The organism is Nitrosarchaeum sp. AC2, from assembly GCF_013407385.1.
GTDB lineage: Archaea > Thermoproteota > Nitrososphaeria > Nitrososphaerales > Nitrosopumilaceae > Nitrosarchaeum > Nitrosarchaeum koreense.
The window spans coordinates 1,604,184-1,629,249 of record NZ_CP030847.1 but is presented as its reverse complement, the minus strand read 5'-3'; the positions used below and the strand labels follow the sequence as shown (position 1 = coordinate 1,629,249).

The 25,066-nt window shown below is 32.6% G+C and carries 23 protein-coding genes and 1 pseudogene; 17 read left to right on the top strand and 7 right to left on the bottom strand.

Annotated features, from left to right (window positions below; translation table 11 throughout):
- Window positions 1-14: 14 nt before the first annotated feature.
- Window positions 15-923, bottom strand: a complete 909-nt coding sequence (locus DSQ20_RS09815) for a DMT family transporter (protein WP_255458254.1) — start codon at window positions 921-923, stop codon at window positions 15-17.
- A gap of 122 nt (window positions 924-1,045) precedes the next feature.
- On the opposite strand from DSQ20_RS09815, the gene DSQ20_RS09810 reads away from it, so the two are divergent.
- Window positions 1,046-2,437 (top strand): hypothetical protein, encoded by a 1,392-nt coding sequence (locus tag DSQ20_RS09810; RefSeq protein ID WP_179365476.1) that lies wholly within the window; start codon window positions 1,046-1,048, stop codon window positions 2,435-2,437.
- A 69-nt stretch (window positions 2,438-2,506) separates the two neighbouring features.
- Here the strand turns inward: DSQ20_RS09810 and DSQ20_RS09805 are convergent, their stop codons facing one another.
- Complete coding sequence (locus DSQ20_RS09805) at window positions 2,507-4,606, bottom strand: V-type ATP synthase subunit I (RefSeq protein ID WP_179365475.1); 2,100 nt, start codon at window positions 4,604-4,606, stop codon at window positions 2,507-2,509.
- Between the two features lie 92 nt (window positions 4,607-4,698).
- Between DSQ20_RS09805 and DSQ20_RS09800 the strand changes: the two genes are divergently transcribed.
- The 6 genes from DSQ20_RS09800 to DSQ20_RS09780 are packed head-to-tail and all read left to right on the top strand — an operon-like array spanning window position 4,699 to window position 9,588.
- Window positions 4,699-5,298, top strand: a complete 600-nt coding sequence (locus tag DSQ20_RS09800) for a V-type ATP synthase subunit E (RefSeq protein WP_179365474.1) — start codon at window positions 4,699-4,701, stop codon at window positions 5,296-5,298.
- Window position 5,299: 1 nt separating this feature from the next.
- Complete coding sequence (locus DSQ20_RS09795; protein ID WP_179365473.1) at window positions 5,300-7,078, top strand: V-type ATP synthase subunit A; 1,779 nt, start codon at window positions 5,300-5,302, stop codon at window positions 7,076-7,078.
- A complete protein-coding gene (locus DSQ20_RS09790; protein ID WP_007551535.1) occupies window positions 7,075-8,460 on the top strand; it encodes a V-type ATP synthase subunit B in 1,386 nt (461 codons plus the stop codon). The genes DSQ20_RS09795 and DSQ20_RS09790 overlap by 4 nt, the downstream gene beginning before the upstream one ends.
- Window positions 8,461-8,464: 4 nt before the next feature.
- Window positions 8,465-9,097, top strand: coding sequence for a V-type ATP synthase subunit D (locus DSQ20_RS09785; protein ID WP_179365472.1), 633 nt, complete (start codon window positions 8,465-8,467; stop codon window positions 9,095-9,097).
- Window positions 9,097-9,228 carry a hypothetical protein gene (locus DSQ20_RS10945; RefSeq protein WP_255458253.1) on the top strand — a complete coding sequence of 44 codons (132 nt, stop codon included), beginning with the start codon at window positions 9,097-9,099 and terminating at the stop codon, window positions 9,226-9,228. Before DSQ20_RS09785 ends, DSQ20_RS10945 begins: the two co-directional genes overlap by 1 nt.
- 51 nt (window positions 9,229-9,279) lie before the next feature.
- Window positions 9,280-9,588, top strand: a complete 309-nt coding sequence (locus DSQ20_RS09780) for an ATP synthase subunit C (protein ID WP_179365471.1) — start codon at window positions 9,280-9,282, stop codon at window positions 9,586-9,588.
- 33 nt (window positions 9,589-9,621) lie between these two features.
- On the opposite strand, the gene pyrI is transcribed toward DSQ20_RS09780, so the two are convergent.
- Entirely contained in the window at window positions 9,622-10,083 is a 462-nt protein-coding gene (gene pyrI, locus DSQ20_RS09775; protein WP_048110111.1) for an aspartate carbamoyltransferase regulatory subunit, read from the bottom strand.
- Between the two features lie 41 nt (window positions 10,084-10,124).
- On the opposite strand from pyrI, the gene pyrB reads away from it, so the two are divergent.
- The 3 genes from pyrB to DSQ20_RS09760 all read left to right on the top strand — a co-directional run bounded on the left by pyrB (window position 10,125) and on the right by DSQ20_RS09760 (window position 13,231).
- A complete protein-coding gene (gene pyrB / locus DSQ20_RS09770; protein WP_179365470.1) occupies window positions 10,125-11,054 on the top strand; it encodes an aspartate carbamoyltransferase in 930 nt (309 codons plus the stop codon).
- A gap of 74 nt (window positions 11,055-11,128) precedes the next feature.
- Window positions 11,129-11,839, top strand: a complete 711-nt coding sequence (locus DSQ20_RS09765; protein ID WP_179365469.1) for an LON peptidase substrate-binding domain-containing protein — start codon at window positions 11,129-11,131, stop codon at window positions 11,837-11,839.
- A gap of 6 nt (window positions 11,840-11,845) precedes the next feature.
- Window positions 11,846-13,231 carry a PEFG-CTERM sorting domain-containing protein gene (locus tag DSQ20_RS09760; RefSeq protein ID WP_179365468.1) on the top strand — a complete coding sequence of 462 codons (1,386 nt, stop codon included), beginning with the start codon at window positions 11,846-11,848 and terminating at the stop codon, window positions 13,229-13,231.
- A 2-nt stretch (window positions 13,232-13,233) separates the two neighbouring features.
- On the opposite strand, the gene DSQ20_RS09755 is transcribed toward DSQ20_RS09760, so the two are convergent.
- Complete coding sequence (locus DSQ20_RS09755) at window positions 13,234-13,617, bottom strand: CopG family ribbon-helix-helix protein (RefSeq protein WP_179365467.1); 384 nt, start codon at window positions 13,615-13,617, stop codon at window positions 13,234-13,236.
- Window positions 13,618-13,707: 90 nt separating this feature from the next.
- Between DSQ20_RS09755 and DSQ20_RS09750 the strand changes: the two genes are divergently transcribed.
- The 3 genes from DSQ20_RS09750 to DSQ20_RS09740 are packed head-to-tail and all read left to right on the top strand — an operon-like array spanning window position 13,708 to window position 16,162.
- Window positions 13,708-14,622: a metal ABC transporter substrate-binding protein gene (locus DSQ20_RS09750; RefSeq protein ID WP_179365466.1), complete on the top strand. Its 915-nt coding sequence runs from the start codon at window positions 13,708-13,710 to the stop codon at window positions 14,620-14,622.
- The gene (locus tag DSQ20_RS09745; protein ID WP_179365465.1) at window positions 14,616-15,338 is read left to right on the top strand and encodes a metal ABC transporter ATP-binding protein; all 723 of its coding nucleotides are present in this window, start codon (window positions 14,616-14,618) and stop codon (window positions 15,336-15,338) included. The genes DSQ20_RS09750 and DSQ20_RS09745 overlap by 7 nt, the downstream gene beginning before the upstream one ends.
- Window positions 15,339-15,370: 32 nt before the next feature.
- Window positions 15,371-16,162 (top strand): metal ABC transporter permease, encoded by a 792-nt coding sequence (locus DSQ20_RS09740; protein WP_179366384.1) that lies wholly within the window; start codon window positions 15,371-15,373, stop codon window positions 16,160-16,162.
- Here DSQ20_RS09740 and DSQ20_RS09735 read toward each other — a convergent pair.
- Entirely contained in the window at window positions 16,145-18,931 is a 2,787-nt protein-coding gene (locus DSQ20_RS09735; RefSeq protein WP_179365464.1) for a CopD family protein, read from the bottom strand. The two genes, DSQ20_RS09740 and DSQ20_RS09735, sit on opposite strands and share 18 nt — an antisense overlap.
- Before the next feature lie 102 nt (window positions 18,932-19,033).
- Here DSQ20_RS09735 and DSQ20_RS09730 point away from each other — a divergent pair, with 102 nt between their 5' ends.
- The gene (locus DSQ20_RS09730) at window positions 19,034-19,654 is read left to right on the top strand and encodes a hypothetical protein (protein WP_179365463.1); all 621 of its coding nucleotides are present in this window, start codon (window positions 19,034-19,036) and stop codon (window positions 19,652-19,654) included.
- A gap of 15 nt (window positions 19,655-19,669) precedes the next feature.
- Here DSQ20_RS09730 and DSQ20_RS09725 read toward each other — a convergent pair whose 3' ends face one another.
- Window positions 19,670-20,542 (bottom strand): PEFG-CTERM sorting domain-containing protein, encoded by an 873-nt coding sequence (locus DSQ20_RS09725; RefSeq protein ID WP_179365462.1) that lies wholly within the window; start codon window positions 20,540-20,542, stop codon window positions 19,670-19,672.
- Between the two features lie 58 nt (window positions 20,543-20,600).
- Window positions 20,601-21,413, bottom strand: coding sequence for a CFI-box-CTERM domain-containing protein (locus tag DSQ20_RS09720; RefSeq protein WP_179365461.1), 813 nt, complete (start codon window positions 21,411-21,413; stop codon window positions 20,601-20,603).
- A gap of 113 nt (window positions 21,414-21,526) precedes the next feature.
- Between DSQ20_RS09720 and DSQ20_RS09715 the strand changes: the two are divergent.
- From DSQ20_RS09715 to DSQ20_RS09705, 3 genes and pseudogenes are all read left to right on the top strand, one after another.
- A pseudogene (locus DSQ20_RS09715) lies at window positions 21,527-23,196 on the top strand (peptidase).
- 14 nt (window positions 23,197-23,210) lie between these two features.
- Window positions 23,211-23,417, top strand: a complete 207-nt coding sequence (locus tag DSQ20_RS09710; protein ID WP_179365460.1) for a hypothetical protein — start codon at window positions 23,211-23,213, stop codon at window positions 23,415-23,417.
- Between the two features lie 32 nt (window positions 23,418-23,449).
- Entirely contained in the window at window positions 23,450-25,051 is a 1,602-nt protein-coding gene (locus tag DSQ20_RS09705; protein ID WP_255458252.1) for a peptidase, read from the top strand.
- Window positions 25,052-25,066: the final 15 nt, after the last annotated feature.

The following is a 25,066-nucleotide window of genomic DNA, read 5'->3' as shown; positions in this document are numbered from 1 at the left end:
CTCCCATGCGGAATCTATGCTGGACTGAATACAGTGTCCTTTCTACTCACAAGATAAATTCCTAAAATCATGATTCCTGCAGCAATAATCTGATACCAACTAATCTGTTCTGCCAAGAATATACTAGCTGCTACAAGACCAAATACTGATGACATTGAAAATATTGTAATTGTTCTAACTGTACCTATTCTTTTCAGCCCCTGCAAGAAAAAGAAGAGAGATGCTGCAAATCCTACAGAACCAAGAACCAAAATTGGAAGTATCTGTTCTGTTTGCAAATTAACATCTACTCCGAATACCAATAATGCAATTACTAGTAACATTCCACCTCCTATTGCAGATTTTATCTGTACAATATTTGCAACATCCATTTTTTGTGCAAGGTATCTGCTAAGATTGTTATCCAATCCCCAAAATAACATAGATATAATTAGTAACATGTCTTTGTAGTGAATTTGTTGTAGAGTAAAAGTTGTGAAATCTAAATTTGTAGTAATGATCGCCATACCAGATAGAACCAAGATAATTGCAATCCAGCCAACAACTCGAAGTTTCTCTCTAAAAAATAACACTGCAAGTAAAACCGAAAAAAATACTTCTCCATTTGCAATAAGAGCAGCATCAGATGCACTTGCATGAGTTAATCCAACAAAATACAAGCTTGGTGCAATTACTGCACCACATAATGCTATTGAAAGAACCAATAGAAGATCTCTTTTTGTAAGACTCTTCTTTTTCTTTTGTGCAAAAGGACTTAGAGTAATTGCTGATATGATGTAAACCAGAGATGCAAGTAAAATAGGATCAACTGAAGAGACAAGCGGTTTTGCTAATACTGATACTGAACCAAATGCGACAGCAGACCCTATTGCAAACACATAGCCTAGTTGTACCTGATCATATTTCTGAAGCATAATTGACATTTGATAACTTGGATTAGCTAAACATTTCTAGTATTTTCATGCTTTTCTGTGTCGCTTTTTATCCAAATTGATGTTTGAGTTGTACTAAAAAAGTTATAATCACTTTTTACATTCTGCAGAATATGAGTTCTAATTTAGAATACAAAAAAATTCTAGGAATTTGTACCATAATGATATTATTCTTAACTTTCATTTCAATACCAAACTCTTTTGGTCACGGTGCTCACCATGACACTACCCCTTCTCAAAAATTGGGTGACAAAAATGTGACTCTAAAGTTTACATCTTCACCAGTATACGATCCTGACTCAAATGCTAGAGAGGTTTCTTTTCAACTCGTTGAAATGATTTCAAATAATATCGTAAAAGATACCGTATTTGAAATAAAAACAACAATAACAGGCGAATTTCTATTTGAATATGTATCAGAAAAACAAGATGATGGACTACTCGTAATGGAATTTGTTCCAGTGGAATCTGAAATTATCACAATAGAAGAAAAAGAAAATGTTACTTCAAAAGAATTTCCAAATGATCCAAAATATGACTTGGTTTCTGTAAAAAGTAATGATTTTGATAATGGAGGATTGTATTTTTTTGAAGTTAAAATCCTAGAAGCAGAAAACACAGTAATTGATGAACCACTAATATTTTTTGCTCAGATACCTTTTCCTCATAAAACTTTTCATGATGTTGAAGACTCTGACTTTGGAACACAAACCATAAGGCTGATTTCTTATTTTGATAAATTAGAAAATTTTCAATATGAGCCACAAACAAGAACACTTTCTTTTGAAATGCCTTTTGAGTGGACTAATGAGAACATTAATCGAACATCAGTAATCCATGAAGAAATTACAATACCCAAGACTTTTGGGAACTTGATGGTTGCAGAATACAATGCATACGTCAACGATGTCCAAATTCCAGAAAAATTAATTACGATAGATGAATTTTGGACAGATGAAAGATTGGTTCATATCATTCTCAGCCACGGAGATTTGTTGGAATTAAAAAAAATACAAGTCAGTGAAATAAATGGCATGAAGTTTGTTCTAGAACCTGCCATGAAAGATATTCCATTTAGTGCTATGACTGAAAACGGAGAATTTAGAATTATTATAGAACCAAAAAACTTTGAAGTAGGCTCAAAAGCAAAAATCCTTTTTAATATTTTTGAAACATATCCTAAATTAATTCCTGTTAAAACAAGCTATGATATTTCAATAAGTTCGGGAGACAAGACAATCTTTACTCATAATGGAAGATCAACGGATTCTATTGATAATCCAAACGAAATAGAATTTGTTATTCCTGAAAATTCAAGTAACTTGATTAATTTGAGATTTTTTGAAGTAGGAGATAATCCATTTGCAATAGCAACTTTACCTGTTAAAGTTCTAAACAACGATGAAACTAATATCTATGATAATACTTTACCCGCAAAAGACTCTTCACAACCATCAATTTTTGATGAAATTCTTGCATTTTTTGAAAAATTATTTAATTTTTAATAACCTGCGTCCATTTTATTCCCCAAAATGTAGGTGAATCATCCTTGTGGAGTTGAACTAGAAGATGAATTATTTTTTCTTCCAAATAAATTGATTGTAAATTAGTTCTGGTCTGATTTGTCTGAATGGTTGAGAACCGCCTACATACCATTTTGTAAAGAATTCATACAGATGCAATCTGAGTGACTGAATATACACGATCAACCCTTCAATCATCATAATTCCCAAGTTTCCACCAATAATCATTGCCATAGCTCCGCCAGATTCTGCACCGCCCAAAGATGCAAATGCATTATTTACTGTCATTAACAATGCAGCATGTACAAGTAACATAATTCCAAGTCGAGCATAACTAATTGTGTGAGCTAAACTTTCTACGGTTTTACCAAGTAATACTTCCATGAGAACACTTGCAGGATCTCCTCCGCTTTCTGGATGTTTCTTTGCATGTAAAATACCTCCAACCATCATCAATACCATTGATGCAATAACAATGATAACTGCAATTCTTGTAACGATCCAAACCTGTGCCCAATCTCCAAGAAATATTGTAACCCAAGGAACCGCTTCAGTATGTACTTTTGAATACATGTTCATTACATCATATTGTGAACCAATAGCACACATCATTATAACAACAATACCTCCATAGAGTGTAATGTTTGGAATTGCTTCAGTAAACATTACAAGTTTATGTCCTTCTGCAGCTAATCTTCTGATTCGCAAAACCATAGCCCACACTAAATGAACAATTCCAATGAATAATGATACTTTGAGGATATTGATTACTTGATCAAAAGTAAGTTCAGCAACACTAAGAATTCCAACAATCCAACTAACTGAATATAGTGCTCCTCCTTCTGCTAAAAGCCCTTCAAATGGACCCATATGAGAAATATGATATCCAAACATCTCTCCAGTACCTACACCTGCAATTGCAGCTGATGCACCTGAAATTGCAATGAGCATTCCCCATCTTGCTAAATCGCCCTGTCCTTTTACTTTGAATAACAATCCTAATCCCATTAATAATAATCCGTGACCCATATCTGCAAACATCAATCCATAAAAAATTGGCCACATTAGTGCAATCATAGGAGTTGGATCCGGTTCTCCCTTCTTTGGAATGCCCTGACTTTTTGTAATAACCTCAAAAGTTCTTACAAATTTCTTATTTTCAAATAACGTAGGTAATTCCTCTACATGCTTTGGATCAGTAACATCCTCAATTATTGACATCCATTGTTTTGTAGAATCTTTAAACTTGGTTTCCATTCTTTTTGGAATATATCCTTGTATTACTGCAAAATTTTTAGTACCTCCAGGTTTTCTTAACATTTCAAGAACATCTTTTGCAACTAATGCTTTTTCATGAATAGCAAGAATATCTTGACGAATTTTCTTTTTGTATTTTAAAAGTTCTTTAGATATTGAAGTTTGTTTTGTGGTTAATTCTTTAATTTTGGATTCAGCCAACGCATAGGCTTCACTAGGAACTTGTGGAAATCCCTCTGGAATTTTAAATGAATTGGAATTAAAGCTTCTTAGGATCTTGAAAACTTTTTCAGAATCTTCAATATCAGAAATTACTAAAAGGGCAGTTTTATCTTTACTTTCTAAATCATATTTGTATATTGTAATGCCTTCAAGTGAGCGACTAATCTCTTCATAGTCTGAAGAATTGATAACAAAAAGATTTGTAAAAAAATACCTCATTAATCCAAATCCGGTAAGATCTAGATTCATTTTTCTAATTACTTCCAAAGTATCCTTGAGTGATTTGTATTCCTCAATGGCAAGTCTAGTGTTTTGTGCATCTTCTAATAATTTAGTAGGTTCATCAATAACTGATGGGGTTGTTTTTCTCAAATCATTTATCATATGTTCAATTTCATCAATTTCATAATTTTTTTTCTTGATTACAGTGCCTTTGAAGAGTATCTCCATAATTCCCACTGTTAATGGAATTCCCATACCCTTGACCACATCATCAATTGATTGGAATATTTTTTGGGCCTCTAATAGTAAATCATCTATTTCAGGTGTTACTTGATCACTTGACGAATCAATTTTATGAAACCATTCAAACTCTGTTAATCTAGATATTGCCTGTGGAGATTCACTTCTTGGCAAAACTATAGTTCCCAGTTTTAGATCGGCGGTTCCCAAGACATTCCTGTGTAATTTTATTTAGTTTAATATCTTTCCAAAATTGCCTTTTTTCCCAAACATTAAAATCTATTATGAATTAACGCGTCACATTGGGATCTAATTCTGCATTAGAACAAACAATCGACAAAATACTTACAAAAACCGAGAAAGATGTTTTGTCAAACATCCGATCTGCCCTAACTGAATCTAATCAAACCCTTGATGATTCTATTCCTAAACTGGAGCGAGAATATGATAAAATCGTCTCAGATGGCAAAAAAGAGGCAGATAAAATAGAAAAACAGCTTATTGGAAGCTCCGATCTTGAAGCCAGAAATAACAGACTTTTGGCATTGGAAAAAGCAGTAGATGATGTATTTACAAAAGCAATTGAACAAATTTCAAATACAAATCGTAATGATGATTATTCTAAATTAATGACAACTTTATTGGATGAAGCAACTGCAATTTTAGGTACAACCAAAGTTGTAATTTCAACAAATTCTAAAGACAAAAACATAGTCCAATCTTTATTATCCAAATATTCTGGCGCAGAACTATCTCCAGAACCAATTACCTGTATGGGAGGTATTACGGTAAAATCAAAAGATGGCGGAATGAAATTTGATAATACTATTGATGCAAGAATACAGCGTATGAAGCCTTTAATAAGGAAAGAAATTGCCACAAAATTCGGAGTAGGTAATTAGTATGGCAGCTCAAGGTAGAATTGTTTGGGTCAGCGGTCCTGCAGTAAAGGCCGATGGAATGTCTGATGCTAAAATGTATGAAACTGTAGTTGTTGGTAACTCAAAATTAGTTGGCGAAGTTATTCGTCTGACTGGCGATGTTGCATTTATTCAAGTTTACGAGTCAACAAGTGGACTAAAACCAGGCGAACCTGTAGTTGGTACAGGAAACCCACTTAGCGTTTTATTAGGTCCAGGTATTATTGGACAAATTTACGATGGAATTCAAAGACCATTAAAAGAATTATCAAAAGCTTCTGGTTCATTCATTGGTAGAGGTATTACTACAACACCAGTTGATATGGTAAAGAAATTCCACTTTGTTCCATCTGTTAGTAACGGTGATGAAGTTACTGCAGGAAATGTTCTTGGAACTGTTCAAGAAACTGATCTTATTCTTCATTCTATTATGGTTCCACCAGATCATCCTGGCGGAAAGATCTCAAATATGGTAAGTGAAGGAGATTATAATTTAGAAACTGTATTAGCTACAACTGAAAAAGACGGACAAAAAATTCAACTTAAAATGTATCACAGATGGCCTGTTAGAAAACCACGTCCATACCATACCCGATACGATCCAACAGTTCCACTTCTTACCGGACAACGTGTAATTGATACATTCTTCCCAATTGCTAAAGGAGGAACTGGTTCTATCCCAGGTGCATTTGGAACAGGAAAAACTGTTACATTACATCAGATTGCAAAATGGGCTGATTCACAAGTTGTAGTTTACATCGGATGCGGTGAAAGAGGAAACGAAATGACTGAAGTACTAGTTGAATTTCCACATCTTAAAGATCCACGTAGTGGTAAACCACTTATGGATAGAACAGTTTTGGTTGCAAACACAAGTAACATGCCAGTAGCTGCAAGAGAAGCAAGTATCTACACTGGTGTAACAATTGCAGAATATTACAGAGATATGGGTTATGACGTCGTACTTGTAGCTGATTCTACTAGTAGATGGGCAGAATCACTAAGAGAAATGAGTGGAAGATTAGAAGAGATGCCTGCAGAAGAAGGATATCCATCATATCTTGCATCAAGATTAGCAGAATTTTATGAAAGAGCAGGACGTGTTAAAGCAGTCGGTAGTCCTGATCGTGACGGATCTGTTACATTAGTTGGAGCAGTTTCACCATCAGGTGGAGATTTCACTGAACCTGTAACAACACATACCATGAGATTTATCAAAACATTTTGGGCTTTAGATGCAAAACTTGCTTACTCTAGACACTATCCATCAATTAACTGGATGAACAGCTATTCTGGTTATCTTGGAGATATTGCAAAATGGTGGGGTGAGAATATCAATAGTGATTGGTTATCATTAAGAAGTGAAGCTTATGGTGTATTACAAAGAGAGGATACACTAAAAGAAATCGTTAGACTCTTAGGTCCTGAAGCATTACCTGATGAAGAAAAGCTAATTCTTGAAGTTGCAAGAATGTTAAAGATTGGTCTATTACAACAAAATTCATTTGATGATGTTGATACCTATTGCAGTCCTCAAAAGCAGTACAAATTATTAAAATTATCAGTAGAATTTTACAAACGAGGTCAACAAGCACTTAAAGAAGGTGCATCATTAGCTGACATTCGTGCAATGACAATAATTCCTACATTGCTTAAAGCAAGAATGGATATCAAAGACGATGAAATTCCTAAACTTGATCAATTAGATATTGATATGAAAGAACAATTCAAATCTATTACAGGAGTGAAAGTTTCGAATTGACAGCTAAAGGTGGAGTTCAATACAGCAAGATTGCTGAAATCAAAGGTCCATTGGTCGTTGTTGATGATGTTGAAAATGCAGCATTTGATGAACTTGTAGAAATTGAAACTAAAGAAGGTGAAAGAAGATTAGGTAAAGTTCTTGAAGTTGGAAATGGTAAAGCAATAGTTCAGGTATTTGAGGGAACTACTGGATTATCTATTTCTGGTACCAGTGCAAAATTTGTTGGTAAACTAATGGAAATGCCAGTATCAAAAGAGGTACTTGGCAGAGTATTTGATGGACTAGGTAGACCAAAAGATGGACTCCCAGATCCAATTGCTGATAAATTTATTGATATCAACGGAGAACCAATGAATCCAGAACAACGTGAATATCCAAAAGACTTCATTCAAACTGGTGTTTCTGTAATTGATGGAATGATTACTCTTGTAAGAGGACAAAAATTACCAATATTTTCTGGCTCCGGTATGTCTCATAACATTCTTGCAGCACAAATTGCAAGACAAGCAAGTGTTGTTGGTACAAAAGATGACTTTGCAGTAGTATTTGCAGCAATTGGTGTGCAATACAGTGAGGCAGAATATTTTAGAAGAAGTCTTGAAGAGTCTGGGGCACTAAAAAGAAGTGTTCTATTTTTAAACACAGCAGATGATCCAGCTATTGAAAGAATTATCACTCCAAGAGTAGCATTAACTGTAGCAGAATATCTTGCATTTGATCTTGGAATGCATGTTCTTGTAATCTTGACTGATATGACAAATTATGCAGAAGCATTAAGAGAAATTAGTGCAGCAAGAGAGGAAGTTCCAGGCAGAAAAGGTTATCCAGGTTATCTCTATACTGATCTTTCAACAATTTATGAAAGAGCAGGAAAATTAAATGGTAGAAAAGGCAGTGTAACCCAAGTTCCAATTTTATCAATGCCTTCAGATGACATTACACATCCAATCCCTGATCTTACTGGATATATCACAGAAGGCCAAGTTGTACTTGGAAGAGATTTATTCAGACAAGGTGTCTATCCTCCAATCAATATTTTGATGAGTCTTAGTAGATTGATGAAAGATGGAATAGGTGAAGGAAGTACAAGAGCAGATCATGGTGAAGTTTCCAATCAAGTTTATGATGCATATTCTAGAGCACAAGAAGTAAGAGCACTGGCTGGAATTGTAGGTAAAGCAGGATTAACAGAAATCGATTTGAAATACATGGATGTAGGCGATGTCTTTGAAAAAGAATTTCTTTCACAAGCAACTGATGAAAATAGAACAATAGAAGAAACTCTAACTTTACTATGGAAAATTGTTTCAAAACTTCCAAAGAACGAAATTACTAAAATCAAAGACAAATACATAGATCAATACTATCAGGAAAACTAACAGCATGTCATTTGGACAAAATGTAGCTGCAACAAAAATCGAACTTCTAAAATATAAAAAATCTAGTCAAGTTGCTACAATGGTTCAGAAGATCTTAGATGATAAACGTAAAGTTCTTTTAAAAAATATTGAAGAAATGATTGAAGAAGCCTCAAAAGCAAGAGGTGGAATTTGGGATCCATTACAAGATATTTACAAATCAGTAAATGAAGCGTATCTTGCATTAGGAACCAATACGGTAGATTCTGTTGCTGAATCCACACCACCTGTAATGCAAGTTGATGTTCATGTACGTAGAGTTGTTGATGTAAAAATTCCTGCCCTTACAGTAACGGAGAAGGATACAAAATCAATGCCTTACGGATTTGCTGATACGAATTCATCTATAGATCGAGCAGCAAAACAGATCAAAGAACTACTTCCAAAAATCTGCAAAGCGGCAGAATATGAAAATTCTATTTTTAGTCTTGCAAAGGCCCTTGAAAAAACTCAAAAACTACTAAATGCCTTAGAAAATGTCATTATCCCTCAATATCAACAAAAAATACGATTTATTCTTGCTACTCTTGAAGAGAGAGAAAGAGAAGAATTCGCAAAGTTAAAAAAAGTGAAAGCAAAGATGGTGAGTAGGAAATAATGACAAAAGAAGAAATTAAAAAATTAGTTGAAAATTCAAAAAAGGTTTTAGAACAAGATCATGATAATTTTGTTAAATCAATCAAAAATGATTTAACATCATTCAAAAAGAAAACACTCGATCAAATTTAGCTTTAAACATCATCATGATTTAAATATGGAACTAGAAGAGTCGGTACATAAATGAAATCTATCGTATTGCTACTTTTGGCAACAATTGCAATATCTGCAACTGGATTGACTGGAATTGCTTATGCACAGGAAGAATCCGCAGCAGGTAGTGCAGACTCGATGAAACTTCTAGGTGCAGGTTTGGCCTTTGGCTTAGCAGCAGCTGGAGCAGGTATCGGTTTGGGTCAAGTTGGCGCAGCAGGTCTTGCAGTAATTAGTGAAAACCCAGCATTGCAGTCAAAAGTATTCATTTTCGTAGGTATGGTTGAATCAATCGCAATCTACGGTATAGTAATGATGTTCATCATCCTGGGACAATAAACCCAGTAGTACCATCTTTTTCAAATTTTTAATTTAATTATATTTCAGTTTGTTAACATCTAATACTCTTGAACAATATCTGCATTTGAGTACTCTTCCTTCTTTGTCAATTACATCCATCACTGATTCAATATGCTCAGTACTATTACTGATGCAATCTGGATTTGAACAACGAAAAATTCTATTAATTTCATTTGGAAGTGCTACTCTTCTCTTTTCAATTAATTTGTAGTCTTTGATGATGTTTATTGTTGCTTTAGGTGCAATCACTGCCAACTTGTTTGTATCATCGTCTTTTAGAAATTTATTTTCTACTTTGATTATGTCTTTTTTCTTAAATTTTCCACTGGGTACGTTTAGAGCAATAGTAATGAGACTTCCATCTTTACCATCTATTCTTAAAGCACTAAGTACCTGAAGGCCTTTACCCTCATCAATATGGTCCAACACTGTACCCTCCTTAATTCGTCGAACCATAAGTTCGGACTCTTGCATCAGAATACTTTGTATAGTCACCTGTATATATCATTGAAAGAATGAACGAGTTCTACCAAAAAGACATAATTTCAATCAAGGACTTTAACAAGGTTCAACTCGAACAAATCTTTGCATCCACTGATAAAATTATAAAACTTAGCCCGATAGAAAGAAGGGAAATTTGTAAAGGAAATGGCTTAGGCTACCTCTTTTATGAGCCCAGTACTAGAACTCGTCTTAGTTTTGATGCTGCTATGGCCTCAGTTGGCGGTAATTCTTTGGGAATTTCTGATATCTCATCATCATCTACCAAAAAAGGTGAGAGCCTTGCAGATACTGTGAAAATAATGTCAAATTATTCTGATGTACTTGTACTTAGACATCCTCTTGACGGCTCTAGTAGGTTTGCAGCTGAAGTTTCTTCAAAACCTGTTATCAATGCAGGTAGTGGAACTGAAGAACATCCTACACAAGCAATACAAGATCTGTTTACAATAAGAAAAGAGAAGAAAAAAATTGACGGTCTAAAAATAGGAATTATCGGTGATCTAAAATATGGAAGAACAGTTTATTCTCTCTTACATGGACTTGGAAATTATGATGTTGATGTCCATTTAATTTCTCCTGAATCATTACGAATTAGATCAGATTCAATCTATGAAATAAAAAAGAAATTGTCTTTTACTGAATCTACTAAAATTGAAGATTACATAGATGATCTTGATGTTCTATATGTAACACGAATTCAAAAAGAGAGATTTCCAGATGAGGAAGAATATCTCAAAGTAAAGGGAAGCTATGTTGTAGGATTAGATTTATTGCAAAAAATGAAAGATGATTCTATTATTTTGCATCCGTTACCTAGACTAGATGAAATATCAACTGATGTTGATAATACAAAAAACGCAAAATATTTTGAACAGGCTGAATATGGAAAACATACAAGAGCTGCATTACTTGGATTAATTCTCAACGAAAACGGCTTTTAAATTTTAAAATCTATTTTATAATTAAAATTGATTGCGCATTCCATATATCTGGAGTCATACTAAATAACAACAGTTTGACAGAAACAAAAATTCTACCTATCTTTCCTTTAGATTTAGTATTGTTTCCTAGACAGGAATTACCTCTAAGAATTTTTGAGCCTAGATATAAGCAGTTAGTTGATGATTGTATGATAGGTGATGGTCAATTTGGTGTATGTCTTATTGATGCAAATAACTCAATTAGTGGTTGGACTGCACCAAAATCAGTTGGTACTATTGCAAAGATAACTAAATGTGAAGATGTTGAATTAGATGGGATGCAATTACACATCGAGACCATTGGGCGTAATAAATTTAAAATTAATAAAATAATTCCACCCTCTTTTCCACAGCCTCCTGACTATGATCCATATTCTGTAGAAGGTCATAGAAATATTTCAGAAATACATGAAAAATTAGGAACAGAACAAAAAATGTACATTCGTGCTGAAGTTGAATTAATTCCAGAAATTGATGATAACATATCTTTAGACACATGGGAAAAACTAGTAGCAATGTGGAAAAATAAAATTATTCACCAAGCATTACCACAAATTGTCGAACCTCATTCACTTGATCATGTTTTAGAAAAATATTATCTTACAACAGAAATGCCTACAATTGATTATGTTTACTCGTTATCAGCTATTGGTGCTAAAGATCCACATGAATTACAACCAATATTAGAAGCAAATAATATGGATGATTTAATTCAGAGAGTTAAAGAATTACTCACAGTAAAATAACCCAACATGAACAAAATAATTCTGTCATTATCGAAATTTGGAATTTTTGCATTAACAATCTCTTTACTAATTCCTATTTCTAGTGTTTATGGACATGGATTTGGAATAGATACCATTTCATCTGTTGATGTAGAGGGTAAGAAAATTTCAATCTCAGTTGAAACTCCAATGTTCTTTGAACCAACTGGTGAAAAACAAATTACTGTCACTGTAACTGAAACCGAAGCAAAGGAACAGGCAAAAAATGTTACTCTTCTAATTGGCTTATTTCATGAAAACAAAATGATATTTAGAAATTATTTTTTTACACCCGATGGAGTTCTTACAATCAAAATTAATCCTACACAAGATGATGAAATTATGATTCATGGAGAACAAGATTCTCTATTAGGTGCATGGCATGGAACAAAAGAAAATCCAATAGTGATCTCTGGTCCAATATTTGATTCAGGTGGATTATACAATTTTGAAATAGAAGTAAGAACAATAGATGAGCCTACAAATATTATTGAAAATTCTGGTGTTTACAATGCAGATTTGACTATAGTGGATACAACTAATTTTCTACAAAAAGATGCTGAAAATCAGGATATAGAGTTTAAAATAAAATCATATTTTGATAATATCTCCAATTTTCAATATGATCCTATTGCCCAGCAAATAACATTTGAGATGCCTTTTGATTGGAGTGAAAAAAAAATGTCTCATATTCCAGTAGTTCATGAAGAAGTACATTTTCCTAAGAGTTTTTCAGAATTTTTCTCTCCAAGTTATACTGGTACAGCTAACGGAATAGAGTTGTTTAAAGCATCTGTTACAGTTGATGATTATTCAGTAGAAGATGAGAGAATAGTTCATTTTGTATTGTTGCAGGATCATCTTAGATTCATAAAGAACCAATTAGAAAAATCTGGAGAACCTTTACCTAATTCAATTGTTTTTACACTTAGTAAATCGGAAAATCCTGGATTTCCATTAACTGCATTTACAAAAAGTGAAGACTTTCAAGTAAATCTTTCATGGGATCCAATAGAAATAATGCCTGGACAAAATACTAATTTCATCTTTACAATTAGGGATGGTAAAACTGGAGAACCAATACGCAACTCTGCTTATACTTTTGTAATCTTACAGAACGGTCTTGAAATCTATAAATCCACTGGAGTTGCACAGATTGGAGGAGAATTTGAGCAGTATACATTTTCAGAAGACCAAACAGGTCCTACCATAATTAAATTTGAAAATATTAGAAACTCTGGTCAAGAGACAGCTTTTGGAATTGTTGTCGCTCCTGAATTTGGAACAATTGCAACTATTATCTTATTTTCTATGTTATTGACGGTTGTTTTAATATCTAGAAATTACTTTCCTAAAAACTTGATTTCTAATTAATTTTATAAAGTTACTAATTTTACAGTATCCATGTTTTTGTTTACTTGAAAATCTTTTGTAATAGTTGAAACTCTTTTTGCATCACCATCAATTACAAATAACTCCATACATTTTTCTCCTTCAATCTTACTATGAAGATGTGTTGTGATAAGATCTTCAAAATTATGTTTTATTCCAGACACCACATGATCAAACTCATCATTATGAACAACTAAAAGAATTGCATGAATATTTCCTTCTAATTCAGATCTTTGTTTTTCTTCTGAAACAAATGTCCTGATTCCAGCTCTAATTGCTTCAGACCTTCCTGAAAATCCCATACTCTTTTGCAATTTATCTAATTCTGATAAAATCTCAGGGTTTAATGAGATTGAAACTATTGGCATATGTTAATTGTTATTAATTATCTTATAAGTTTAACAATTAAAGTTATTAATATTTTATAGAGTTATTAATAACATATCTTAGATTTGGTTGTGAATAACCAAGTAAAACTTGCAATTATTGCAATCATTATTACAATTCCTTTGATCTCATTTGGTGTTTTTTCAAGTGATCCAAACCAATCTAAAAAAACAAATGAATCAAAATTACAGGTAATGTCATCATTTTACCCATTACATGAGTTTTCTCAAAAAGTTGGTCAGGACAAGGTTGATGTCAAATTACTAGTTCCAGTTGGAATCGAACCACATGATTGGGAACCAACAATAAAGGACGTACAACAGATGCAAAAATCTGATCTTATTATCATTAATGGAATTGGATTTGAAAGCTGGACTGATAAATTGACTGAAATCAATTATCAGGGAGTAGTAGTTGATACAAGTAATGGAATTATTGAAAAAAATATTGAAGAATCTTCAATAAATGAAAATGTTGTTACATCAGATGATCCCCATATCTGGTTAAATCCTGTTTATGCAAAAATCCAAGTACAAAATATTGCAACTGCCTTTTCTAAATCTGATCCTGAAAATGAAAAATATTACAAAGATAATGCTGCAAACTATATTGCTGAATTGGATTTACTTGATTTAAAAATTCGAAATGAATTATCAAATTGTAATCAGGATTTTATAGCATTTCATAATGCATTTTCATATTTTTCAAATGAATATGGTCTTACTCAACATACAATACTTCCATCAAATACACCACATGCTGAGCCTACTGCCAAGACTTTAGAAAATGTGATCAATAAAGCCAAAGATCTTAATCTTAATGTAATATTCACTGAAGAAACTGCTGATCCAAAAACTTCTCAAGTAATTGCAAACGAAATCGGAGGAAGAGTACTTGTTTTATCTCCACTAGAAATTGGTGATGATGGAACTTATATTTCTAGAATGACTGAGAATCTCAATAATCTCAAGGAGGCATTATGTTGAAAATAGTTGAGATTGAACATCTTACGATAGAATATCCTGACGTCAAGGCTATAGATGATATCAGTTTTACAGTCAATCAAGGTGATTTTTTAGGCATAATTGGTCCTAATGGCGCAGGTAAATCTACTCTTTTTGCTTCAATGCTTAGTCTTAATACAAAATACAAAGGAATAATCAAATTTTTTGGTACTGACATTAGAAAATCAAAAAACTATCTCAAAGAGATTGGTTATGTACCACAAAAACCTATTTTTGAGAAAAATTTTCCTGCAACCGTAAATGATGTTGTTAAAATGGGATTACACAAAGAGTCAGATGAAAATAAAATTGATGAAATATTGCAACAGCTTTGGATACATGAGCTAAGTGAAAGAAGAATAGGTGAGCTATCAGGTGGTCAACAACAGCGTGTCTTTATTGCAAAAGCTTTGGTTAACAATCCAAAAGTTTTGATTTTAGATGAACCTGTTACAGGAATTGATCAACAAAGCATAGATCTTTTTTATAGTATTTTAAAAGAACTAAATTCCAAACAAAACATTACAATCATTTGGTCTTCACATGATTTGGATGCAGTAAATCAATTAGCAAATCATGTAGCTTGTCTTAATAGGACTCTTTTCTTTCACGGAGAATCTGACGAATTTTTTAATAATGATGATCTTGTAAAACAATATTCTGAAGCTTCTATGCAGGAACACATGCATCATCATTAGAAATGACTTTTGAAATTTTTACATTTAGTTTTATGCATAGAGCAATAATTTCAGGTATTGCAATTGCGATTTTATGTTCTGTTGTAGGACTCTTTCTAGTCTTACGTCGTTATTCCTTATTTGGAGATGCGATTGCTCATTCATCATTTGGTGGAATTGCACTAGGTTTGATGGCAGGAATATATCCACTTTGGACTGCATATGGCGTTTCAATAGTTAGTGCTCTAATAATTACACGAATTAAAGATAGATTCAACATATCTGGAGATGCTTCAATAGCTGTTCTTTTGTCATCAGGAATAGCAGTTGGGCTCGTAATTATTGGATTATCTGGGGGTTTTACTATTGATATTTTCAGCTTTCTTTTTGGAAGCATTTTGCTTGTTAGTGTCAATGATACAATTCTGATTTTATCTTTAACAGGAATTATTCTAATTGTGATTCTTTTACTTTATCGTCAGCTTCTTTACTCTACATTTAACGAAGAGCAGGCCAAAGTAAGTGGAATTCCAGTTGAAAAAATAAATTATCTTATTGTCTTTATGGCAGGAATTACAGTTGTAACTTCGATACAGCTAGTTGGTGTCTTACTTATTTCTGCATTATTTGTAATTCCAAATGTAACGGCAATAATGTATGGAAGAGGATTCAAACAAACTGCACTACTTTCAATGTGTTTTTCTATATTTTCTGTAGTTTCAGGCATTTTGATATCATATGTTTTTGATATTACTCCAGCTGGAACAATTGTTTTATTTGCAATTGGAATATTGGCATGCACTCTTGGAATAAAATCTGCTGGATTATTATCCAGACATAATTAATTCATTTAATCTTCTTTTATCTCTTAGATTTTTAACAAAGAATAACGATGTTGCAATAATTCCCATTGCAATTAATGGTGATACTATCTCAGAATATTTAAGTGAAAAATTACTCTTATCATCTAATTCAGATATTGTGACTGGAATTTCTGTGGTCTTTACCATTGATAACTTGTTTCCTTGTTGTTCAACAAACCACACATTGCCTTTACTGTCTGATGTTGAAAATTGTACAAATGATGTAACAGTAGGAATTGTAACCTCAATCAAATCTTTGTTATATGGATCATATACTGCAATCTTATCTATTGTATGCTGTGGGATCCAAATATTTCCATATCTATCAAATGACATTCCATATGGTAACGCCTCTTTGTCTATTACTGAAACTCTCTCAAATGTTTCTAGAATTGGATTGAATTTGGTAATTGCAGTACCAGTATGTTCTGCAATCCATAAATTCCCTTCTTCATCAAAAATTATTGCTTCTGGGGATGCAAGAGGTTTTTCAGGCATAAATTCTGATATTTTGTTATCTTTAGGATCGATAAATCCAATTTTACCTGAGTATGATTCTGTAAACCAAATTTTCCCTTCACTGTCAATTGTTAATGCAAATGGTAATGATTCTCTTACAGGCATTTTGATTTCTTCAAATGTATCTGTTTTTGGATAATATTTTAAAATAATATCTTTGTTAGTAATTGATATCCAAATATTTCCATCAAAATCTGCTTGTATGAAAGTTGCAGTGTTACTATCAATAACAGGATCTATTTTTGGTAATGTTTTTGTGGTGATTTGTTTATTGCTTGGATCAAAATATCCTATTTGATTCCTTGGCGTATCTGTAAACCAAATTTTTCCCTCACTATCTTTAGTAAGCCACATTGTTGTCAATCCATCAAATGAATATGAAGTAAAATTCTGTGATTCAATTGAGAATTCCCATAATCTAGGAGAAGATGGATCGCTTATCCAAATTGAATCATTTCCATCATACAATGGATAAAGTGGTTTTGAAGGTTCAGGCAACGGGTATCCAATAATTTTGGTTGATAGATCTGCCAATCTTGGTTTAACTACTAAATCTATAATTACTGATTCATTTGCATTATGTTTTCTTTGAGCTTCTACTTCTAATTTCCATTTGCCTGAAAACCCAAAAGTGATATCACCTTGAAATTCAAGCGGTTTATCTTCTTCTTGATTAATAATTTTCATTGGAATTTCTATTGGTGAAATACTTCTTTCAGGATATGAGATCTTTACTTTAATTTGATCTGAATCATACAACGGTTTATTTTCAAAATCACTAACCTTAACTAAAATCGTGTTTGTTCCACTTGAAAATGATGATATCTTAACATCAAATTTTGTGTTTTCTGAAAATTCCAAGCTGCTAAATCCGTGTGACACTTTTTGAGCATCTACCTGATTAATTTCTCCAGCTGGTAATGTTCCATTAATTAGTAATGCAACCACTCCCAAGAGTGTTATTCCTAATACGACATCAAATTTCAATGATTTTCTTAGTCTTTTGTATATGGCAATAGTTCCTTTTTGTAAATCCCTCTCAGCATTTTTTTGAATTTTAAACTGAAAATATCCACCAAAACCAATCATAGCTGCAGCGATTGCAATTTTTACAAAAATTAATTTTCCATAAATTGACTCTGTAATCAAGCTTACATCACTTTCCAAAAACCACATTAGTGTAGGTCCAGAGATAATAACAATTCCAACTGCAACTATAAACATCATTGAAAATCTTGGAATTAAAACAAGTGACATCTTTTCTCTCTTTGTTTCTTCTAACTGTGAAAATGTTGGTAGTAAAGCAAACACAAAATAAATTATGCCACCGATCCAAACTGCTGCTACAAAATTATGAATATAATCTAGAATTAATGCAGGAGTTTCACCACTAGCTGCACCATGTCCAATTAAACTTGATGTACCAATTAATCCTAATGTGATTATTAGCATTGGAATTTTGTTTTTTATAGATAATATCTTTTTTCTATCCATTCCAAACCATAAACCTAACAGAATAACTGTAATTATCATTCTAATTGTCCAAATATTTCCAAAATCAGTTTTAATTACTTCAATTACTGAAGTTTCTAATCTTATAGTTTGTACAGCTAATACCAAAATATTTGATGCAAATACTAGTACTAGCCCAGCACCTGTGAGTGTCATGAATTTTCCATGATGAAAGTTTTCAAGTTTGTCAAATTCTTTTCTAACAAGTTGTTTGTTTTGTGTTCCCCAAATGATTATAGATGCAATTATAGCTCCTAAAACAATAGTTTGACCAACAAGTCCTGGAAATCTTGCTCCAGCTTCAGGCAAAAATACTATGTCTGAAATATCTTGTTTAGTTAATGATCCTACATCGATTTTGGCCTCTCCTACTCCAAAAATAAATGCATTAGGAACCAAATGACCATCAACTTTTGATAAAACTTTGCTAGATACTGTGTAGGCTCCTTCTTCTAATGGTGGTGTAGTTACAATTAGGGAATAATCCCCTTCATAATACTTGGTATCTTTATTGTCAATTTGATCTCCATTACTGTCAAATACCTTTAGTGAACTAAAATTATTATCAATTGGTTCTGAAAAATAAACAATTACCTCTGTAATTCCTATTTGTGCATTTACTGATGAACTTGGAATAGTTTCCAGAGTAAATGGATGAGCTGCAGCATATGGAATCGATATTGATAAAACAAATAATGATAAAATTAGAATTTTTTTCATTTAATTTTCAGGCTACGTTTATCAATTTAAACAATTTTTATTTTATTCGAAGTTTGTACCAATTCACGTAAAGATAATAACATGTATTCATAAAATAACGTCATGAAAGTAATTATAGTAAGTATTATTGGATTATTACTTTCATTTGGCTTTACATCCCAAGCTTTTGCTCATACTACAGTTGAAGTAGAACCATACAAAATTGAAGCTGGATGGGGATTGGAACCTCCAATTGTAGGTATAAGAAATGATTTTGTTTTTAAAATTACTGAACCTGATAAAACCTCAGGTCAATACAAAGGAATTACAAATGCGTTCAAAAATCTAGAAGTTACTGCCATGTTTGGAGGTGCCTCTAAAAAAATTGATATTAACTCAGATCCAAAAATAGGATATTATTTTTCACCAGTAATTCCTACAAAAACTGGAAGCTACATCATGGATTTTAAAGGCGAAATCAATGGAGTACCAATTAATGTACAAATTCCAGTTGAAGATGTAGAGAGTACTGCAATATTGGACTTTCCACCAACTAGTGATTCATCAAATCAAGATGTAACTTCACTCAAAAATGCCATCTCATCATTACAAAGAGATGTATCTGCTATGAATGATGGCTCAAAAAATGATGGCGGAGCAGCATATGACTTTGCAATATTTGGACTGTCTATTGCATCAGCAGCTATTATCTTAGCAATAGTTGCTTTAATAAAAAGAAAATAGAAAAAAGATAATTCCCTAAAATTTTGGAATTACTTTAGATTTTGCAGTAACGGCTACAATGCTTATGATTGCAACAGCAAGTATCATCATTGCAATTGTTCCAAATTCTGGAACAATGTTTGCAAATACTACTACTTCACCAATTGGTCCTGTTTTTGGATCTTCAATTCCATAACCTTGGAAGGTTATAGTGATATCCACTGGATCTGCTGAAGTAAGTGCTGCTGTTTCATGAACGCCTTTTCCATCATGGCTATGAGCACCAATATCATTTAGTACTTCTTCACCATTTTGTGTTACCATGATATCATAGTTGACATGCTCTGATTCATTAAAATCTACAGAAATTTCCATTCTTTCATCTGCAGCAACTGCAGATGTGTGGATTTCAACTTCAGTTCCGTCAGATAACATTCCACTTGCAGATGCATCACCTGCATGATCGTCATCCATCGTATCGTCCATCATATCATCGTCTTGTTCTTCTGCTCCTACTTCTTGTACTACAATTAATCCTTCCATCCATGGATGTACCATACAATAGTATGGGAATTCGCCTACAGTAGCTGCTGTCCATTCATATGAACTTCCGGCAATTACTAAGCTAGTATCAAATTCTCCTGATGGGCCTTCTGCTGCAGTTCCTGCTGTGAATGTATGTGCTGCAGTATCTGTGTTAGAAAATATTACTTTTCCACCAACATCTACTGTAGCAGTACTTGGAATGTAACATCCATCTGCTGTCTCTTCACATCCTGGAGCACCAGAACCTGCTGCTGGGACAATTGTAACTTCGCTATGATCTGCAAATGCAGCTGGTGTTAATGCAACTAATCCTGCTACAATGGCAAAAAATACGAAGATAGAGCTAATAGCTATTGTCTTCATTAAATCAAGTACTCTACTGGATAAATAAAAACCTGACTAGAAATTCTAGATATGAAATCTATCTTCTATTAAATTGGTATATTTTTAGGATTCCAAATACTGGAATTCCAATATACATTCCAATATTCATCAAAATTATCCCTATGCCGTATCCTACCATTTCTTGTTCTGAATCAATGTTGACATGATTTAATATGGAAAGTGATGTAAGCATTGGTGTTAATGAAATTTTTACAGCTTCTTTGAAAATTGGTTGTTCTCTTTCATAGTCTGCAATTATTGGTGAAAATGAATAATAAAACTGATTAAAAGTTGTCATAAATGCTGTTCCAGAATCAGTGGAAAGAATGGTATTATCTCTTAATTCTCTAAGTTGTTGGACCTGAGGAGATAATTCTGAACCAAATGCTGCAGTGGCAATTAGGCAAGCCCCACCATTTTTGTCATTTATTGGAGGAGGTTGTGCAAAAGCTTCTCCAACTGAAACATCAAATGAAACCTTTTCAGCTGGAATTGGTTGGAATAATATTCCTTCAATTTCAAACTCTACAAGATAAATTCCTTCTTCAGGAAATTCAACTTTCAAGCCTTTGACAACTCCTTCAGACGTATGTGTTAGTGGTATTGGTCCAAATACTGGTTCACCATCTTTTGATACTACAAGTTTATAATCAATATGCTCCTGAATTTTTTTTGTAATAGGATTGATAAACTCAATTAACAATCTTGTTTGATCTCCTGTAGATATATCATCATATGATAATTTAACATCCAAAGTTCCTTTCTCTGTTTGTAAAATTTGAGAATTTGTTTGGGCAAATGCTGGAATAATTAATAATGGAATTAAGAATACAGCAATTAGAATTTTCATATTTTTATTTTTCATTTATTCTAAATAAAACTGCACCTATTATATGATTTTTCAAGACCATTATTAGGAATTATGAACCATCTTTAAATATGGAATTATGACAAAAATAACTATTGTATGACAAATTTACATTATTTATTTTAGTAATTGGGGCTTTTACAATTTCAGCTTTGACTCCAAATGCATTCGGACATGGATTGGGTGGTGATATGGCACCACCGATAAGTTTTGGTGGAATGAATGTGACTGTAATGACACAACTAAATCCTGCAGATATTACAGTTGGTGAAGTCACATCTGCAAATATGCAAGTCAGATTTTTTGATACTCTTACTGATAAGAATCTGGATAAAGTTACCTATAGAGTAGAAGTTTGGAGAAGTGGAGATCTCTTGGCAAGAAATCTGTTTTATGATTTAGATGGAACATTAGATGTTGAAATTAAACCTGAACTAGGATGCAAAGAAATGGAACTATGGAAGTGTACAAAATATTATGGTTCTGAGCATGCTAGTGCACCTGAAGCTTTGTATGCAGAGGGGGATGGAAGAACACAAATCAAAGGCCCAATATTTGATAAAGGTGGATTGTACAATATTAGAGTCGACATTGAAGGAGCTACTAGTCCAAAAGCACTATTAGCTAATAGACTCAGCTATGATACTTTTGTTAGTGTTGCACAAGATCAAGATTTTTTCATTAAAACTGCAAATGCACAAGAAGTTCCTGTAGTGGTAAAAACTTACTATGATGAAGTAGAGAATTTTAAATTCGATAACTCTGATAATTCTATCTATTTTGATATGCCATTTGATTGGGATCCAAACTATGTAGATTTAGTTCAAGTGGTACATGAAGAAGTCAGAGTTCCAAAAAGCTTTACACCGTATGCAGAAGGTAAACAATTCAAAGGATACGTTAACGGTGTAGAAATAGATCAACGTGCATTGTTAAATGATCCTTACTCATATGATGATACAAACATTGTACATTTTCTTATAACTAAAAATGAACTACAAAAAATCAATGATTCTTTAGGTTCGGAAAATTACGACAGTGGAATTATGAAATTAAAACTAGTTCCACAAAGTGGTGTTTCAAAAAGTTCCACGCAATTTTATTTAGTAGATACTAAAACCAACAAACAAGTTCCTACAACAGTAAATATTGCTTGGGACGGTAGTTATGGTGCAGGCGAAGAAATTCCATTTGAACTAACATTTTTTGATGAAAATAGAAATCTACTAAAAGATGTAAGATATGCATATTCACTCATTGATGAAATAATAAAGAAATAAAACGAAATTCTGGTACTGATCCGCAGAATCCTGGTATAGTTGCATTTGAAGGATTAGATACTCAAAAAATATTTGTTCCATCTCAAGGACAATATAGGATTGATATTCTAGTTTATGGAACTGGAATAATGTATGATGCAAAATATGCTGGTATAGGTTCTGGAATAATTGAAATTGGTCCAAGTTTGCCAAAAACTTCTGGAACTTCAGTATCGATTCCATCTTGGATTAAAAACAATGCAGGATGGTGGGCAGATGGATCTATTGACGATAATTCTTTTGTTCAGGGTATACAATATCTGATTAAAGAAAACATTATGAAAATTCCATCAACCACTCAAGGTCCAGGTACCGGAGCAAATGTAATTCCATCTTGGATTAAAAACAATGCAGGATGGTGGGCAGATGGATCTATTGACGATAATTCTTTTGTTCAGGGTATACAATATCTGATCAAAGAAGGTATAATGAAAATTCAGAAATAATAAAGTGATAATATATGAAAGATATTAACGATGTTCTTCCAAAGATACCTAACATGAGATGGGGAGCTTTAATGAATAAAGCACCAACTAATGATAAAGTAAAAGAAATGAATAAAATTTTTCCTCACAATGGAAAATGGCATACTGTCTTTGAAGAAAAAGATTTAGTGACAATTGATGGCAAACAAATTTGGAAAAAAGATCCAACCAAGTGGACTTGATCATTATTTCTTAACCCTGAGAAACAAACGTCATGTTCAAAATATGTATCAGGCAACAAAAAAATGATGGTAAACAATTTTTTTTACATATAATATCTTTATCCATCATTTCTATTCTAATTCCATTTACTATTGTAGATGTTTATGGTCACGGCGTTGGAAGTGAAATATTTCCACCTGTAGATCTAAATGGAAAACAAGTGAGTTTAGAAGTTTCTTCATCTACAAACAATCCTGATGAAAATGATGATCAACAAATATCAATTTCATTAATTGATTTTAACTCAAAAATTACTCTTAGAGATGTCACATTTTTGGTAAAATCTAGTCATGGTGAACAATTTCTTTTTGAAAAAGAATTTCAAAGTGACAATGGATTTCTAGTCTTTAATTTTATATCTGAAAACACAGAATCAATTCAAATCCAAGAAGAAAGTGAGAATAATTTCTTTGCTTCATTACTTGGATTAGATAATAGGAAGATCAACATTAAGGGTCCACGATTAAGTGATGGTGGACTTTACAAGTTAGACGTAACTATTCTTACGGCAGATGGATATTCAAAGAAATTAGATATACCTCTTACATTTAACGCTGGAATTTCCATTGCACAAACCTCTAAACATGAAATCAATCACCCCGTTTTTGGTTTGCAGGAAATCAATGTTATTACATACTATGATGAAATAAAAAATTTTCAATATGATATTGAATCCAAAGAGATCACTTTTTCAATGCCTTTTGAATGGAGTCTAGATAATATCAATCAAACATCAGTTGTACATGAGGAATTAGTTATCCCAAAAACATTTGGTGATTTGCTGGTATCTGGATTTTCTATGTATGTCAATGGTATCAAACTCTCTGATGATATTGTAACCATTGATGATTTTTTTTCTGAAAAACGAGTAGTTCATTTTATCATTAGCCAAAAAGAATTACAAAACATTTACAATAATCAGTCACCACAAAATGGAATGAATTTTCTTATAAAACCAAATTCCGATGATATTAAGCTAAGCTCGGTTACTTCTAATGGACAGTTTAGAATTATTGTAACTTGGGAACCTGAAAACTTGAAATCAAATTCCAAAGCTACAATTTATTTTGATGTAATTGATGTTTTTCTTAAAAATAGACCTATAGCAGTTAATTATGATTTTTTAGTTACTCAAAATGATAGAATAATTTTTAAACAAAGTGGAATCAGTACTGATTCAAAAGAAAAACACAATATTGTAGAATTTACAATACCTGATAACATAACTGGAATTGTTAAATTAAACTTCCAAAATCTTGCAGATAATAATCTTGCAAGCACATCAATTCCAATTGTAATTAATAATCCAATTAATGAAAATAAAATTTCAATACCAGATTGGATACGAAATAATGCAAAGTGGTGGGCAGATGGACAAATTGATGATAGTTCATTCGTAGACGGAATTCAATATCTTATCAAAGAAAGAATAGTTAAACTTCCACCAACTTCTCAAAATACAGGTGATGTCACAAATGAAATTCCATCATGGATTAAAAATAATGCAAAGTGGTGGGCAGATGGACAAATTGATGATAAAACTTTTGTTCAAGGATTACAATTTTTAATAAAAAATAGAATTATTCATGTTTGATCGCATCTACTTCGA